At 74.2% G+C, this 14,664-nt stretch carries 15 protein-coding genes; 7 read left to right on the forward strand and 8 right to left on the reverse strand.

Annotation, left to right across the window (positions count from 1 at the left end):
• Window positions 1-322: 322 nt before the first annotated feature.
• The 4 genes from ACIBBF_RS18165 to rraA form a co-directional block, all read right to left on the reverse strand.
• Window positions 323-1,099, reverse strand: a complete 777-nt coding sequence (locus tag ACIBBF_RS18165) for a DUF4328 domain-containing protein (RefSeq protein ID WP_397415973.1) — start codon at window positions 1,097-1,099, stop codon at window positions 323-325.
• A gap of 160 nt (window positions 1,100-1,259) precedes the next feature.
• Window positions 1,260-2,945, reverse strand: coding sequence for a ribonuclease J (locus tag ACIBBF_RS18170; protein WP_397415975.1), 1,686 nt, complete (start codon window positions 2,943-2,945; stop codon window positions 1,260-1,262).
• Between the two features lie 34 nt (window positions 2,946-2,979).
• Window positions 2,980-3,945: a 4-hydroxy-tetrahydrodipicolinate synthase gene (gene dapA, locus ACIBBF_RS18175; protein WP_397415977.1), complete on the reverse strand. Its 966-nt coding sequence runs from the start codon at window positions 3,943-3,945 to the stop codon at window positions 2,980-2,982.
• Between the two features lie 117 nt (window positions 3,946-4,062).
• Entirely contained in the window at window positions 4,063-4,527 is a 465-nt protein-coding gene (gene rraA, locus ACIBBF_RS18180) for a ribonuclease E activity regulator RraA (protein WP_397415980.1), read from the reverse strand.
• A 98-nt stretch (window positions 4,528-4,625) separates the two neighbouring features.
• Between rraA and ACIBBF_RS18185 the strand changes: the two genes are divergently transcribed.
• The 7 genes from ACIBBF_RS18185 to ACIBBF_RS18215 all read left to right on the forward strand — a co-directional run bounded on the left by ACIBBF_RS18185 (window position 4,626) and on the right by ACIBBF_RS18215 (window position 10,333).
• A complete protein-coding gene (locus ACIBBF_RS18185; protein WP_397415983.1) occupies window positions 4,626-6,098 on the forward strand; it encodes an NAD-dependent succinate-semialdehyde dehydrogenase in 1,473 nt (490 codons plus the stop codon).
• 73 nt (window positions 6,099-6,171) lie between these two features.
• The gene (locus ACIBBF_RS18190) at window positions 6,172-6,981 is read left to right on the forward strand and encodes an AzlC family ABC transporter permease (RefSeq protein WP_397415985.1); all 810 of its coding nucleotides are present in this window, start codon (window positions 6,172-6,174) and stop codon (window positions 6,979-6,981) included.
• The gene (locus ACIBBF_RS18195; RefSeq protein WP_397415987.1) at window positions 6,978-7,298 is read left to right on the forward strand and encodes an AzlD domain-containing protein; all 321 of its coding nucleotides are present in this window, start codon (window positions 6,978-6,980) and stop codon (window positions 7,296-7,298) included. The genes ACIBBF_RS18190 and ACIBBF_RS18195 overlap by 4 nt, the downstream gene beginning before the upstream one ends.
• Before the next feature lie 102 nt (window positions 7,299-7,400).
• Window positions 7,401-7,904, forward strand: a complete 504-nt coding sequence (locus ACIBBF_RS18200; RefSeq protein WP_397415989.1) for a GNAT family N-acetyltransferase — start codon at window positions 7,401-7,403, stop codon at window positions 7,902-7,904.
• A 91-nt stretch (window positions 7,905-7,995) separates the two neighbouring features.
• On the forward strand, window positions 7,996-8,463 hold the full coding sequence (locus tag ACIBBF_RS18205; RefSeq protein ID WP_397415991.1) for a hypothetical protein: 468 nt from the start codon (window positions 7,996-7,998) through the stop codon (window positions 8,461-8,463).
• A 12-nt stretch (window positions 8,464-8,475) separates the two neighbouring features.
• Window positions 8,476-8,976 (forward strand): GNAT family N-acetyltransferase, encoded by a 501-nt coding sequence (locus ACIBBF_RS18210; protein WP_397415994.1) that lies wholly within the window; start codon window positions 8,476-8,478, stop codon window positions 8,974-8,976.
• 64 nt (window positions 8,977-9,040) lie between these two features.
• Window positions 9,041-10,333, forward strand: a complete 1,293-nt coding sequence (locus ACIBBF_RS18215) for an MFS transporter (protein WP_397415996.1) — start codon at window positions 9,041-9,043, stop codon at window positions 10,331-10,333.
• Here the strand turns inward: ACIBBF_RS18215 and ACIBBF_RS18220 are convergent.
• The 4 genes from ACIBBF_RS18220 to ACIBBF_RS18235 all read right to left on the reverse strand — a co-directional run bounded on the left by ACIBBF_RS18220 (window position 10,239) and on the right by ACIBBF_RS18235 (window position 14,663).
• Window positions 10,239-11,741, reverse strand: coding sequence for an MFS transporter (locus tag ACIBBF_RS18220; protein ID WP_397415998.1), 1,503 nt, complete (start codon window positions 11,739-11,741; stop codon window positions 10,239-10,241). The two genes, ACIBBF_RS18215 and ACIBBF_RS18220, sit on opposite strands and share 95 nt — an antisense overlap.
• A 190-nt stretch (window positions 11,742-11,931) precedes the next feature.
• The gene (locus tag ACIBBF_RS18225; RefSeq protein WP_397416304.1) at window positions 11,932-12,435 is read right to left on the reverse strand and encodes a hypothetical protein; all 504 of its coding nucleotides are present in this window, start codon (window positions 12,433-12,435) and stop codon (window positions 11,932-11,934) included.
• Between the two features lie 38 nt (window positions 12,436-12,473).
• Window positions 12,474-13,247, reverse strand: coding sequence for a 4-hydroxy-tetrahydrodipicolinate reductase (gene dapB, locus ACIBBF_RS18230; RefSeq protein ID WP_397416000.1), 774 nt, complete (start codon window positions 13,245-13,247; stop codon window positions 12,474-12,476).
• An 87-nt stretch (window positions 13,248-13,334) separates the two neighbouring features.
• Window positions 13,335-14,663 (reverse strand): M16 family metallopeptidase, encoded by a 1,329-nt coding sequence (locus ACIBBF_RS18235; RefSeq protein WP_397416002.1) that lies wholly within the window; start codon window positions 14,661-14,663, stop codon window positions 13,335-13,337.
• Window position 14,664: the final 1 nt, after the last annotated feature.

Raw genomic sequence — 14,664 nt, forward strand, 5'->3', positions numbered from 1 at the left:
GGCCCCCCCGCGCGGCCCGGGGGGGGCGGGGGGCCCCCCCCCCCCGGGGGGGGGGGGGGGGGGGGGGGGTGGGTGGGGGGTGCCCCCCCCCCCCCCCCCCCACCCCCCCCCCCCCCCCCCCAACACTCGGTGTCTGCGGATGCAGCTGACCGAACACTCGGTGTCAGCGGGGGACAACTGACCGAGTACTCAGTGTCAGCAGGTGCAGCTGACCGAGTACTCGGTGTCAGGCAGCGGGGGCAGCTGACCGAACGCCCGGAAGCGGGGCGGGGGGCAGCTGACCGAAACGGGACCATCGCCGCCAGGCACCCGGTTCAGCCGGTCAGTACGACGTGGCCGAGGTTGCCGCGATGCGCTCAGCCTGGGCACGGGTGATGTCACGGACGATCCGGATCCACAGGACGAGCGCCACGATCATCGCGACCGTGGCGACGACCTCGAGCGGCACCAGCCCGTCCGCGGCGATCGCCGCCGCCTCCGGCGTCGTGCGGAGGTTCATCCGGCCGACGGCGTTCGAGACCGTGAGGAAGACGAGCCACGCAGCCCACCATCCGCCGACGCCTCCGAGGATCCGTGTCGCCGTCGCCCGCCGCGTGTCGCGCACGACCTGGTAGGGGAACCAGAAACTGACCACGGGCACGACCCAACCCAGCCAGACCCAGACCCGGCCGCGGGCGTGCACGAAGGACGGGTCGGCGGCCTCGGCCGTCGTCCGGCTCGCGTAGAGCCAGAGGCAGGTCACCACGAAGGCGGCGAGCTGCAACGGGACGTACAGGAGCCCGATGGCGTCGTACCCGGTGAAGGCGCTGGCGAGAGCACCCTGGCCCGCGTCGGAGGCCGCACGCAGCGCCTCGGCCGCCTGGGGTGCGAAGGCGAGCCGGAGCACCTGGACCACGGTCCACGCGCAGGCCAGCACGATCGCCGCGACGCCGAGCCCGGCGGCACTGCGCAACGGCGGCTGCCCATAGGGCGGCACGCCGTGGGCGTAGGCCGGCACCGGGGGCGCGGCGGGGTCCACGGGCGCTGCCACGGGCAGGTTCCCAGGCACGGGCGGCGTCGGGCCGCCGGGCGCTGTGAAGGGGTTGTCGGGCTGCGTCATCGAGGTGCCTTTCCGGACGTTCTCAGGAACACCGGAACGCTAGCCCGACCAAACCACCACCTAAGGCCGAAAAAGGGTGAACTCGTGGGCGAAAGAGAACGGGGCCGTGCGCCTGATCTGGCTGATCAGGCACACGGCCCCGTCCCCCGGGTGCCGGCCGTTACGCCTCGACGACCACCGGCACGATCATCGGCTTGCGCCGCAGCCGGGTGGCCACGTAGCGACCGATGGTCCGCCGCATGATCTGCTGAAGCTGGTGCGTGTCCGTGGCCCCGCCCGCGATCGCGTTCTCCAGCGCCGCGGTGACCTCCGGCATCACCTTGTCGAACACCGAGGCGTCCTCGGCCATACCCCGCGCGAGCACCTGCGGGGGTGCCAGCACCTTACCCGTCGCCGTGTCGATCACGGCGAAGACCGAGACGAAACCTTCCTCGCCCAGGATCACGCGGTCCTTGAGCTCGGCGTCGGTGATCTCGCCCACCGACGAGCCGTCCACGTACACGTAGCCGCACGGCACGGCGCCGACCACGGAGGCCTTGCCGTCCACGAGGTCGACCACGACGCCGTCCTCGGCGAGCACCACGCGGTCAGCCGGCACGCCCGTGCGGACCGCGAGCGCCCCGTTGGCCACGAGGTGGCGCACCTCGCCGTGCACCGGCATGACGTTCTTCGGCTTGAGGATGTTGTAGCAGTACATGAGCTCACCGGCCGAGGCGTGCCCGGAGACGTGCACCTTGGCGTTGCCGCCGTGCACCACGCGCGCGCCGAGGCGGGTGAGCCCGTTGATGATGCGGAAGACGGCGTTCTCGTTGCCCGGGATGAGCGACGAGGCCAGGATCACGGTGTCGCCGTACTCGACCTGCACCTTGTGGTCGCCGTTGGCCATGCGGCTCAGCGCGGCCATGGGCTCGCCCTGCGAGCCGGTGGACATGTAGACGATCTGGTCGTCCGGCACCGAGTCGGCCTTCTTCAGGTCGATCAGCACGCCCGGCGGCACGTCGAGGTAGCCGAGATCGGCGGCGATGCCCATGTTGCGCACCATGGAGCGCCCCACGAGGGCGACGCGGCGGCCGTGGGCGTGCGCGGCGCGCAGCACCTGCTGCACGCGGTGCACGTGGGAGGAGAACGACGCGACGATGATGCGCTTGTCCGCGTGGGCGAACACGTTGTCCAGCACGGGGCCGATCTCGGCCTCCGGCGTCACGAAGCCCGGCACCTCGGCGTTGGTGGAGTCGACCATGAACAGGTCGACGCCCTTCTCGCCGAGGCGGGCGAAGGCGCGCAGGTCGGTGATGCGGCCGTCGAGCGGCAGCTGGTCCATCTTGAAGTCGCCGGTGTGCAGCACGGTGCCGGCGGCGGTGGTGACCGCCACGGCCAGCGCGTCCGGGATGGAGTGGTTGACCGCGACGAACTCGCAGTCGAAGACGCCGAGCTTCTCCCGCTGCCCCTCCCGCACCTCGAGGGTGTAGGGCTTGATGCGGTGCTCCTTGAGCTTCGCCTCGATGAAGGCGAGCGTCAGCCGGGAGCCGACCAGCGGGATGTCCTTGCGCAGGCGCAGCAGGTAGGGCACGGCGCCGATGTGGTCCTCGTGCCCGTGCGTCAGCACGATCGCCTCGATGTCGTCGAGGCGGTCCTTGATGTAGTCGAAGTCCGGCAGGATCAGGTCCACGCCGGGCTGGTTGTCCTCGGGGAACAGCACGCCGCAGTCGATGACGAGCAGCTTTCCGGCATGTTCCAGGACAGCCATGTTGCGTCCCACCTCGCCCAGGCCGCCGAGGGCGACCACGCGCAGGCCGCCTTCGGGCAGCGCAGGGGGCAGGGACAGTTCAGGGTGAGGATGACTCACGTGGCCTCCAAGGCCTCGTTCCAACAGAAAAGTTTCAGTGCCCGACGGCGGCGCTCGCCTCCGCGAGCTCGTTCGCCTCGGGCCGGGGTGCGCCGTCGCGCAGCAGGCCGGCCTCGGCCAGCACCGCGCGCAGGACGGCGACCTCGTCGTCGGTCGCGGCGACGTTCGGCAGCCGCAGGAAGCGGTTGTCGGTGATGCCGAGCAGCTCGACCGCGGCCTTGGCCATGACGGCCTGCGCACCGGCACCGTTGAGCGCGTCGATCACGCCGGTGGTGGTACGGAAGACCTCGGCCGCGCCGGCCAGGTCCCCGGCGTCGAACCGGCGGACCGTCTCCGCGAAGCGGGCGCCGACCACGTGGGCCGACACGGACACGATACCCGCGCCGCCGACGCTCAGGAACGGCAGGAGCAGCCCGTCGTCGCCGGAGTACCAGGCCAGGCCCGTCTCGCCGATGAGCTTGGTGGCCGCGTAGACGTCGCCGGTGGCGTCCTTGTTCGCGACGATCCGGGGGTGCTGTGCCAGGCGGCGGTAGGTGTCGGGGGCGATGCGCACCACGGTGCGGCCAGGGACGTCGTACAGCATCACGGGCAGGTCGGTCGCGTCGGCGACGGCCACGAAGTGCTGGTACAGGCCCTCCTGGCTGGGCCGGGAGTAGTAGGGGGAGACGACGAGCAGGCCGTCCGCGCCGGACTCCGCCGCCTGCTCGGCCATGCGGATCGCGTGCACGGTGTCGTTCGAGCCGGCGCCCGCCACGACGGCGGCGCGGTCGCCCACGGCCTCCACGACCGCGGCGACGAGCTCTTCCTTCTCGGGCGTGTGCGTGACCGGCGACTCGCCGGTGGTGCCGGACAGGACGAGACCGTCGTTCCCGTCGTCGACCAGCTTCTTCGCCAGCTTGACCGCCGCCTTCAGGTCCACGGCGCCGTCGGGCGTCATCGGGGTGACCATGGCGGTCAGGACCGCGCCGAACGGGCGCGCGGGGTCAGTGGGAAGAACCATGGCACTACCGTACCGTTTACGGCACCGTTCACCGCCCGGTGACGGGCGTGCGGAGCCGCTGCACCGAGCGACGGACGCCCGGGTCGCGCGGCGCCGTCGGCCGGGCTCCCGCCGCGCTCAGCGCTCGACCAGCACCCCGTCCTCGTCGGCGTAGACCATCGCGCCCGGCCGGAAGACGACGCCGCCGATCTCGACGGGCTCGTCCAGGACCCCGGCACCGGTCTTCGACGACTTGCGGGGGTTGGTACCGAGCGCCTTCACGCCCAGGTCCAGCCCGCCGATCGCCACCGAGTCGCGGATCGCGCCGTAGACGATCGCCCCGGCCCAGCCGTTCTCGACGGCGGCGCCCGCGATGAGGTCGCCCATCAGGGCGCTGCGCAGCGAGCCGCCGCCGTCGACCACCAGGACCGCACCGTCGCCCGGGGTCTGCGTCACCGCCTTGACGATGCCGTTGTCCTCGTGGCACCGCACGGTGCGGACCCGGCCGGAGAAGGCCCGGACCCCGCCGAAGTCCCGGAGCTGGACGGCGAGCGAGGCCAGGGCCTCGCCGTGCTCGTCGTACAGGTCGGCAGTCACGGTCATCGTGGTCCTCCGTCTCGTGGGCGTAGGCCGGACGATACCGGGGAGCCGGGCAGCCCCCGCGGTCACCGGCGGCTTGCGCGGGCGTGGATACTCGAAACATGACGGCGACGACGCTCTCCCCCGCCCTCGTGGCGCACCTGCCGACCGGTCTGCTCGTCGACGGGCACTGGGGGCCCGCCGCGGACCGGGCCACGTTCGAGGTGGCCGACCCCGCGACGGGTCAGACGGTCTTCGACGTCTCCGACGCCACGCCCGCGGACGCCGTCCGCGCCCTCGACGCCGCCCACGTGGCCGCCCCCGCCTGGCGGGCGGTGCCGCCGCGCGAGCGCTCCGAGCTGCTGCGCGCCGTGTTCGCCCGCCTGGTCGCACGTGCCGACGACATCGCGGCCCTGATCACCGCCGAGGCCGGCAAGCCCCTGGCCGAGGCGCGCGCCGAGGTGGTCTACGGCGCCGAGTTCCTGCGCTGGTTCGCCGAGGAGTCCGTGCGCGCCGACGGCCTGGTGCGCAGGGCGCCGTCGGGCGGGAACACGCAGTACGTGAGCCGCCGGCCCGTGGGCCCGTCGCTGCTCATCACCCCCTGGAACTTTCCCATCGCGATGGCGACCCGCAAGATCGCCCCCGCCCTGGCCGCCGGCTGCACCGTCGTGGTCAAGCCGTCGGAGCTCACACCGATGACGACGCTGCTGGTGGCCGAGATCATCCGCTCCGAGGCGGAGTCCCGCGGCCTGCCGACGGGCATCGTCAACGTCGTGCCCACCACGCACGCCGCCGCGGTCACCGGGCCCCTGTTCGAGGATCCCCGCCTCCGCAAGGTCTCGTTCACCGGCTCGACGGGCGTGGGGCGCACCCTGCTCGCCCAGGCCTCGAAGAACGTGCTGCGCAGCTCGATGGAGCTGGGCGGCAACGCCCCGTTCGTCGTGTTCGAGGACGCCGACGTCGACGCCGCGGTGCAGGGCGCGCTGATCGCCAAGCTCCGCAACTCCGGGCAGTCCTGCGTGGCGGCCAACCGGTTCCTGGTGCACGACGCCGTCGCCCACACGTTCGCGGAGAAGTTCGCCGCCGCGGTGGGCGCCAAGGTGACCGCCCCGGGCACCCAGCCCGGGGCCGAGGTCGGCCCGCTCATCAACGAGGCCGCCGTCGAGAAGGTGACCGACCTGGTGGACGACGCCGTCGCGCACGGCGCGCAGGTGCTCACCGGCGGATCCCGCCTGGAGCGCCCCGGCCACTTCTTCGAGCCGACCGTGCTCACCGGTGTGGACGGCGACGCGCGGATCGTCACCGAGGAGATCTTCGGCCCGGTCGCCCCGATCGTGGCCTTCGGGTCCGACGACGAGGCGTACGAGCTGGCCAACGGCACCCCCTTCGGGCTCGCCGCCTACGCGTACACGACTTCGCTGGCCCGCGCCCAGCGGGCGATGGACGAGATCGAGGCCGGGATGATCGGCATCAACCGCGGGCTCGTGTCGGACGCGAGCGCCCCGTTCGGTGGCGTGAAGTCCTCCGGGCTGGGCCGCGAGGGCGGGGACACGGGCATCGACGAGTACCAGGAGACGGTGTACGTGGCGCTGTAGCGCCCGGTCGCGCTGCCGTCCGGTCGGCGGGCAGCCGCGCCGCCGCGCACCCGCGACGACGTAACCTCGCCGCGTGAAGCTTCTCCCCAGCGACCCCGCGGCCCGTGCGGCGGTCCGCCAGGGCGTGAGCGTCTCGGTGGCCACGGGGCTGTACGGCGTCTCGTTCGGCGCCCTGTCGGTGGCCGCGGGCGTCGGCCTCGGCCCGACGATGGCGCTGAGCCTGCTCATGTTCTCGGGCGGCTCCCAGTTCGCGCTGGTCGGCGTGATCGGCGCGGCGGGCACCCCGGTCGCCGCCGTCGCCACCGCCGCCCTGCTCGGCCTGCGCAACACCCTGTACGGCGCCGTGGTCTCACCGCTGCTCCAGGTGCGCGGCTGGCGCCGCCTGGCCGCCGCCCAGCTCACCATCGACGAGTCGACGGCGGTCGCCGTCGCCCAGCCCGGGCCGGCGGCGGCGCGCGTGGGCTTCTGGGTGACGGGCGCCGGCGTGTTCGTGCTCTGGAACACGTTCGTGCTGCTCGGGGCGCTCGCCGGGGACGCGCTCGGCGACCCGCGCGCGTGGGGGCTCGACGCCGCGGCCGCCGCCGCGTTCCTCGCCCTGGTCTGGCCCCGGCTCGCCCCGCGGCGGGCCCAGGTCGTGGCGGGGCTCGCGGTCGTGGCCACGGCGGCCCTGATCCCGTTCGTGCCGGCCGGCATCCCGGTGCTCGCGGCGGCCGCGGTCGCGATCGTCGTGGGGCTGGTGGCGCCGAACGGCGGCGCGGCAGGCCCGGGCCAGGGCGGCCCGGAGGACGGCACGGCGACCCGTCCCGGCGGGACCGGCCACGACACCGGCCACGACACCAACCGGGACACCAGCCATGACACCGACCGGGAGGCCGTCCGATGACCACCGCAGCCCTCTGGACCACCGTGCTGGTCGCGTCGTTCGCCTGCTTCGCGCTCAAGCTCGGCGGGCACCTCGTCCCCCGCTCCTGGCTCGCCTCCGAGCGCGTCTCCCGGGTCACCACGCTCGTCACGGTCGCGCTCCTGGTGTCGCTCGTCGTAGTCCAGGGCTTCGCCGACGGCCGCTCGCTCGTGATCGACGCCCGGGTGCCCGCCCTCGCGGTCGCGGCCCTCGCCCTCGCCCTGCGCGCCCCGTTCATCCTCGTGGTCCTCCTGGCGGCGGCCACGGCAGCGGGCCTCCGCGCCCTCGGCTGGGGCTGACCGCACCCGACGCCGGGCCCGGCTGCTGCCACCACGACCGGCCCGTCCTGGCAGCGGCAGCCGTGGTGAACGCCGTCCGGCGGGCGACGCTAGGGTGGGCCGATGGCACTGTTTCGTGAGATCGCCGACGTGTCCGTGCGGCCCGCCGTCCCCGGCGACGAGTCCGCCGTGACCGCCGTGCAGGTGGCCTCCTGGCGAGCGACCGGTGTGCTGGGAGAAGGCGTCATGGAGGCCCTGGACGTCCCCGCGATGCGCGAGCGCTGGGCCTCGGCCATCACCTCGCCGCCCGGCCCCGGGTTCGCCGTCCTCGTCGCGCTCGACGGGCCGGACGTCGTCGGGTTCGCTGCCGTCTCCCCGGGTCAGGTGCTGTCGCTGGAGGTGCTGCCGGAGGCACAGCGCGCCGGCCACGGGTCGCGGTTGCTGGCGGCTGCCGTGGACCGCCTCCGTGCGGACGGGTCGGACACGGTCACCACGTGGGCGCTCGCCGACGACACGGCGCGCGCCGCCTTCCTGGACGCCAGCGGGCTGGGCGAGGACGGTCGCAGCCGCACCCTGGCGACGGGGGTCCGCGAGGTCGTCGAGCACCGCTGGTCCGCGCAGATCTGACGCCGGCGGGTGCCCCCGTGTTCGCCACGCGAACCCCAGGTTTCACGCCCGTGTGACAGTCCCGTGACACGGCCTTGCGACGATCGCCGGCATGGGGATCCGCACCGAGTACTTCGCAGCGCCGACCGACGAGGCGGCGGCGACGGTGCTCCTCGCGCCCGGCGGGCCCTCCGAGCCGGACCTGCGCACCGACCAGCCCCGGTTCGACGCCGTCGCCGTACCGTCCGTGGACCCGTTCGTGATGCTCGGCGGTCTGGCCGGCGTGCTGTCCGGCCGGTCGTACGCCGAGGTCACCGCGCACCCGCGGCACGGCGCCCTGGTCGGCAGCGGGGGCGAGGAGGGGCCGTGGGTGGTGTCCGTCCAGCAGCCGCTCGTCGACGACCTCGCCTCGGCCGGACCGGCCCGGCTGGCCGAGGCCGCGCGGGAGTGGTCCGGCACGGCGACGCGCGTCGTGGCACCCCAGGTGCTCGTGGCCGCGCTGCTCTCCCTCGGGGCGCTCGCCGCGCGCGCCGCCGACGAGCGGCAGAGCGTGTACTGCTGGACGAGCCTGACGGACTGAGAGAGCAGCGTCATGCGCGCCACCGGCACCCCGCCCGTCGTCGTGCACCCGTTCGGACCGGGCTCCCCGACGGAGGGCCTCGCCGCCCTGCTGACCGCGTACCACCTGCAGACGGAGGCTGAGAAGGGCATCCCGGCCGGGCACGTCGAGGCCCTGCCCGACCGCTACCGGGCGGAGATCACCGACCCGCGGACCGCGTTCGCGGACGACACGGTGCTCCTGGCGGGGTGCGGTCCGGCGTCGGTCGGCTGCCTGGTCGGCGCGGCGCCGGTCGCCGGCCGCACCGAGCTGAAACGGCTCTGGACGGACCCCGCGCTGCGGGGCCAGGGCGTGGCGTCCCTGCTGATCGGCACGGCGCTGACCCGGGCGGCCGCGGCCGGCGTGCGCACGGCCGCGCTGTCCGTCTGGGCGTGGCGGACGGGTGCGATCGGGCTGTACGAGAGGCTGGGCTTCACCGTCGTCGACCCGTGGGACGAGCGGGAGGGTCTGGTCTGCATGGAACGGCCCCTGTAGCCCTCGCCGGCCGAGGGACGAGGCGGGTGCACGGCCACCGTCGCGGAGGTGCTTCACTAGCCCCGTGACCCGCTCCCCCAACCCGCTGTGGCGGACCCTCGTCGAGCTGCGCGGCAACCCCCGCGCCTGCGTGTGGACGGAACCGCTGTGGGGCCTGTCGATGGCTCTGGTGCTCCCGTACGCGTCGGTGTTCATGCTGGCGCTGGGCCTGCACGACTACCAGATCGGGTTCCTCGCGACCGTCGGCATGATCTCCCAGGTCGGCTTCGGGCTGGCCGGCGGGATCATCACCGACCGGCTCGGCCGGCGCGCCACGACGGCGTGGTTCGACGTGATCGCCTGGGTGATCCCGTGCGTGCTGTGGGCGTTCGCCCAGGACTTCTGGTTCTTCCTCGCGGCCTCGCTGGTCAACGGCGCCCTGCAGGTCACGCAGAACTCCTGGGACTGCCTCATGGTCGAGGACGCCGAGCGGGGCCAGATCACCCGGATCTACTCGCTGGTCAAGGTCGCTGCCGACTGCTCCGCGCTGTTCGCGCCGCTGGCCGCCGTCCTGGTGGCCCAGCTCGGCCTGGAGCCCGCCGTCCGCATCCTGTACGTCAACGCGGCGGTCGTGATGACCGTGAAGATCGTCTGGCTCTACCTGTGGTCGCGGGAGACCCGCCAGGGCCGGATCCGCATGGACGCCACCCGCGGGCAGAGCACGTGGCGGCTCCTGGCCGGGTACCGCGGGGCGCTCGGGCTGCTGCTGCGCTCGCGCGGGTCGCTGCTGGCGCTCGGCATCGCCGCGCTGACCGCGGCCGTCACGCTCGTCAACGGCACGTTCTGGCAGGTGGTGGCGAGCCAGCACCTGCACGTGCCGGACGCGCTGCTGCCCTTCTTCCCGATGGTCCGCTCGGTGCTGTCGGTGACCTTCTTCTTCACGCTGATCCCGCTCCTGACCACCGCCGTCGACCTGCGTCGCGCCGCCCTGTGGGGGTTCGGCGTGCATCTGGCCGGGCAGGTCGTGCTGGTCGCGATCCCGGCGGCCGACGGCGCTGCGACGGCGTCGACGTACGCGTTCCTGGGCCTGTGCCTGCTGCTGGACAGCTTCGGCGCGGGCATGCTGTTCATGCTCTCGGAGTCCCTCGTCGCGCTGCACGTGGACGCCGGCGAACGGTCCCGCGTGATGGCCATCCAGCGCACGTGCATCATGCTCGCCGCGGCGCCCTTCGGCTGGATCTCCGGGTGGCTGTCCGGCATCGACCGCACCTACCCGTTCGTGCTCACGTCCGCGCTGCTCGTCGTCGGGCTCGTGCTGGTGGCGGTGCGCTGGGTGCCGACGCACCCGGACGCCGACCCGTCGCCCGAACCGGCCTGACGCGGCGGGGCCTGGGGTGGTGCTCGCCAGGCCCTCCCCGCAGGAGCACGTGCCCGGGCGCCCGACGCGGTGAGCCCGGCACCGCCGGTGACCGGTACGCCGCCAGGACCGCTCCGGCGGCGGTCGCGAGCAGCATCACGGCCCCGCCGGCGACCAGGGCACCGCGCACGCCCAGCAGCTCCATCAAGAGGCCGAGCAGCGGCGGGCCTGCCAGGCCCCACACCGTGCTCGCGCTGCGCCAGACACCCAGGACACGGCCCCGCATGGCGGCCGGCGGATCGGTCTGCAGCACGGTGGCCCCCGCGGTGTCCGACAGCGACTCGACCACGGCCATCGGTGCCACGGCGACCAGCAGCAGGGCCAGGTTCGGCGACAGCCCGGCCCCGACCTGGAGCAGCGCCCCGGCCGCGGCCAGCACCGCCACGAGCCGCACGGTCGGACGGCGGAGCCGCCCCGCCAGGAACGCACCGACGATGCCGCCCACGGCCAGCACGGTGGCCACGGTCGCGAAGTCCTGCGTGGTCCCGGCGAGGGCACCCGTGACGAGCACGGCCAGGGTGAGGGAGTAGTTGCGCCCGAGGACGGCGCTCACCGCGGTCACGCCCAGGAGCGCGACCAGGCGGGGACGGCCCCAGAAGTACCGGATGCCGTCGAGCGACCCACCCCGTGCCGGGGCAGGCTCGACCGGGCGGGGCGGGAGCGCCGCGGGGACGGGCTCCACCGCCTCCAACGGCTCGGTCGCCCGGGGAGGCCGCCGGTACGGCCGCAGGAACGGCACGAGCGCGGCGACCGCCAGGAACGAGACGCCGTTGGCCAGGTACGCCGCGGCCGGCCCCGTGAGCGCGACGAGGCCACCCGCGAGGCCGACGCCCGCCAGCCGGCCGACGCTGTGGGTCACGGAGCCGAGGCCGATCGCGGAGGGCACGTCGCCGGGTGCCACGAGGTCGTTGCCCAGCAGCGACGTGGCCGGGCCGTCCACGGCCGCCACCAGTCCGGTGATCGCCGACAGGGCGAGCAGCACCGGCGTGCTGAGCAGGCCGAGGCCGACCAGCCCCGCGGTCACGAGAGCGATGACGCCCAGCGCCGCCTGGCTCACGGCGACCACGGTCCTGCGCGGCCACCGGTCCACCACGGCGCCACCGGCGACGCCGAAGAGCAGGCCGGGCGCGGCCTGGACCGCCAGCGAGAGGCCGGTCGCGGCCGGGGAACCCGTGATCTGGAGGACCAGCAGGTTCTGGACGGTCATCTGCGTCCAGGTGCCGGCGCTGGAGACCAGGTTGGCGCCGGTCCACCAGCGCATCGCAGGATGCCGCAGGGCCCGCCACGGGGACCGGCCGGAACCGGTGCCGGGCAGGGTGTTCGTCTTCGGCGCGCGCGGGCGCGCCCGGAGGGAGGCAGGGGCGGGCACGGCAACTTTCCGTCAGGGAGGAGACGCCGCCCGGCCGGTGTCGCCGGGCGCGGCGCCGACCATTGAAACAACCGCTTCCCGGTGCGCTCCACCCTCGGGGCCCGTTCGTGAGCAAGGTCGCAGACGACCCCGCCCGCCCGGCCCTGCACCTCAGGCCCCGCGCCTCAGGCCCCGCGCGTCGGACCCTGCCTCAGGAGGCCTTCGTGGTCCCGGCGCGGTAGAGGCCTGCGGCCCTGCGCAGCGCCTCGCGGGCCCGCCGGCGGTCACCCGCGGCGTCGTAGGCGAAGGCCAGGTGGTACCAGGCGCGCCAGTCCTCGGGGGCCGCCTCGACGGCGGCGCGCCGGGGCTCGAACGCCTCGTCGGCCGCGGCCCGGTCGATGCGCCCGCCCGGCGAGCGCGGCAGGTCGTCCACCGGCAGGTCGCCCTCGGCGAACAGGGTGTCCGCCATCCGCTGCACCGTCGCGGCGAGCCAGTACTCCCGGGCGATGAGCCCGATGACCAGCAGCGGGATGACCAGCACACCGAGGCCGATCGCGATCAGCACCGGCTCGCCCGTGCCGATCATCGCGACGCCGCGCCCCGCGATCTGCCACACGTACAGCGCGAGCAGCGCCGTCACGGCCAGGGCGCCCGCCAGCCCTCGGGGCAGGCCCCGGCGGCCCGCCGACGCGTCCGGCGTCGACGGCCCCGGCACCTCCGCCGAGCCGTCGGAGCGCTCGCGGCCCTCGTCGCTCACGACAGGTCCAGCACGTTCTCGAGGCCCACGGTGAGCCCGGGACGGGACACCACGGAGCGGACGGCGAGCAGCACGCCCGGCATGAAGGACGCGCGGTCGAAGGAGTCCTGCCGGATCACGAGCTGCTCCCCCTCGTTGCCGAACAGGATCTCCTCGTGCGCCACCAGGCCGCGCAGCCGCACGGCGTGCACGCGTACCCCGTCCACGTCGGCGCCGCGCGCCTCCCAGCCGGACTCGGTGGCGTCCGGCGAGGGCCCGCGTCCCGCCTCGGCGCGGGCCGCCGCGATGGCCGCGGCGGTGTGCCGGGCGGTGCCCGACGGCGCGTCGACCTTGTTCGGGTGGTGCAGCTCGACCACCTCGGCCGACTCGAAGTAGCGCGCGGCCTTGGCGGCGAACGTCATGGCCAGCACCGCCGACAGGCCGAAGTTCGGGGCGATGAGCACGCCGAGCGCTCCCGGGCTGCCCTGGCCCCCGGGGGACAGCTCGGCGAGGTGCGCCGCGACGCGGGCCCGGGAGTCGTCGTCCCAGCCCGTGGTGCCGACCACGGCGTGGGCGCCGGCGTCGAGCACGGCGTGCACGTTCGCCTCGGTGACGGCCGGCACGGTGAAGTCGACGACGACGTCGGCCCCCGCGAGGCTCTCCGCGGAGATGGTGTCGCCGCGGCCCAGGCGCGCGACGAGCCGGAGGCCGTCGGCGCCCTCGACCGCCGCGCACGCCTGGCTGCCCATGCGCCCGCCCGCACCGAGCACGGCCACCTTGATCTCACTCACGATCTACCCCTACCTCCTCGTTGAGTGCCGGATCTTCGCCCTTCCAAGGACCGGAAGGGGGCGAGTATCCAGCGCTCAGCGTGCGGTTCAGTTGTTGGACGGGCCGACCCGGACTATCGAGCGGGGGCGGGACGCCAGGTCCTGCGCCAGCGACTGGACGTCCGACGCCGTGACCGACTGGATGCGGTCCAGCGACTCGGCGAGGGACAGGAGCTCGCCGTAGACGAGCTCTGCCTTGCCGAGGCGGCTCATGCGCGAGCCGGAGTCCTCCAGGCCGAGCACCGTACCGCCGGAGAGCTGCCCGACGGACCGCTTCAGCTCGGCCTCGGTGATGCCGTCGTGCGCGAGCTTCTCCAGCTCCGCCACGAGCAGCTCGGTGACCTGGTCCGCCTTCGCGGACGCGCAGCCCGCGTACAGGCCGAAGGTGCCGAGCCCGCCGTGCGCGGAGGCGAACGAGTAGGTCGAGTACGCCAGGCCCCGCTTCTCGCGGATCTCCTGGAACAGCCGGGACGACATGCCGCCGCCCAGCACGGCGTTGAGCACCGACAGGGCGAACCGCCGGTCGTCCGTCGCGGAGATGCCCGTGGAGCCGACGATGATGTTGGTCTGCTCGACCGGCCGCTCGACCAGGCGCTCGGTGCCGGCGTCCGGCACGCCCACGCGGTCCTCCACGACCGGCCGGCGGTCGCGGGGGGCGACGGCGGCATCGAGGTCCCAGCCGCCGTCGGACAGGGCCTGGGTCACCTGCTGCACGAGCTTGTCGTGGTCGATCCCGCCCGCCGCGGTGACGACCAGCGTCTCCGGGCGGTAGTTCCAGCGGTAGTGGTCCCAGACGGCGTCGCGCGGCACCGCGTTGATGGTCTCGGGGGTGCCGCCGATGGGCCGGCCCAGCGCGTGGTCGCCCAGGACGGCGGCCGAGAACTGCTCGTGCACGACGTCGGTCGGGTCGTCGTCGTTCATCGCGAGCTCTTCGAGGATGACGCCGCGCTCGGTCTCCAGCTCGTCGGAGTCCAGGCGGGCGGAGGTGACCATGTCGGAGATGACGTCGACCGCCATCGGCAGGTCCGAGTCGAGCACCCGCGCGTAGTAGCAGGTGTGCTCCTTGCCCGTGGCGGCGTTGGCCTCCCCGCCGACGGCGTCGAACGCCTCGGCGATGTCCATCGCGGTCCGCCGGGTGGTGCCCTTGAAGAGCAGGTGCTCCAGGAAGTGCGTCGAGCCGAAGTGGCCGTCGGTCTCGTCCCGCGAGCCGACGCCGATCCACGCGCCCACCGTCGCCGAGCGCTGGCCCGGCATGTGCTCGGTGAGGACACGGACACCGCCGGGCAGGACGGAGCGACGGATCGTCGCGCCGTCCTGCCCGGCGGTGAGCTCGGCACCGGGCTCGCCCGCGGGGACGAGCGGCAGGTGCCATGCCATG

It is taken from the genome of Promicromonospora sp. NPDC050880 (genome assembly GCF_044456525.1).
GTDB lineage: Bacteria > Actinomycetota > Actinomycetes > Actinomycetales > Cellulomonadaceae > Promicromonospora.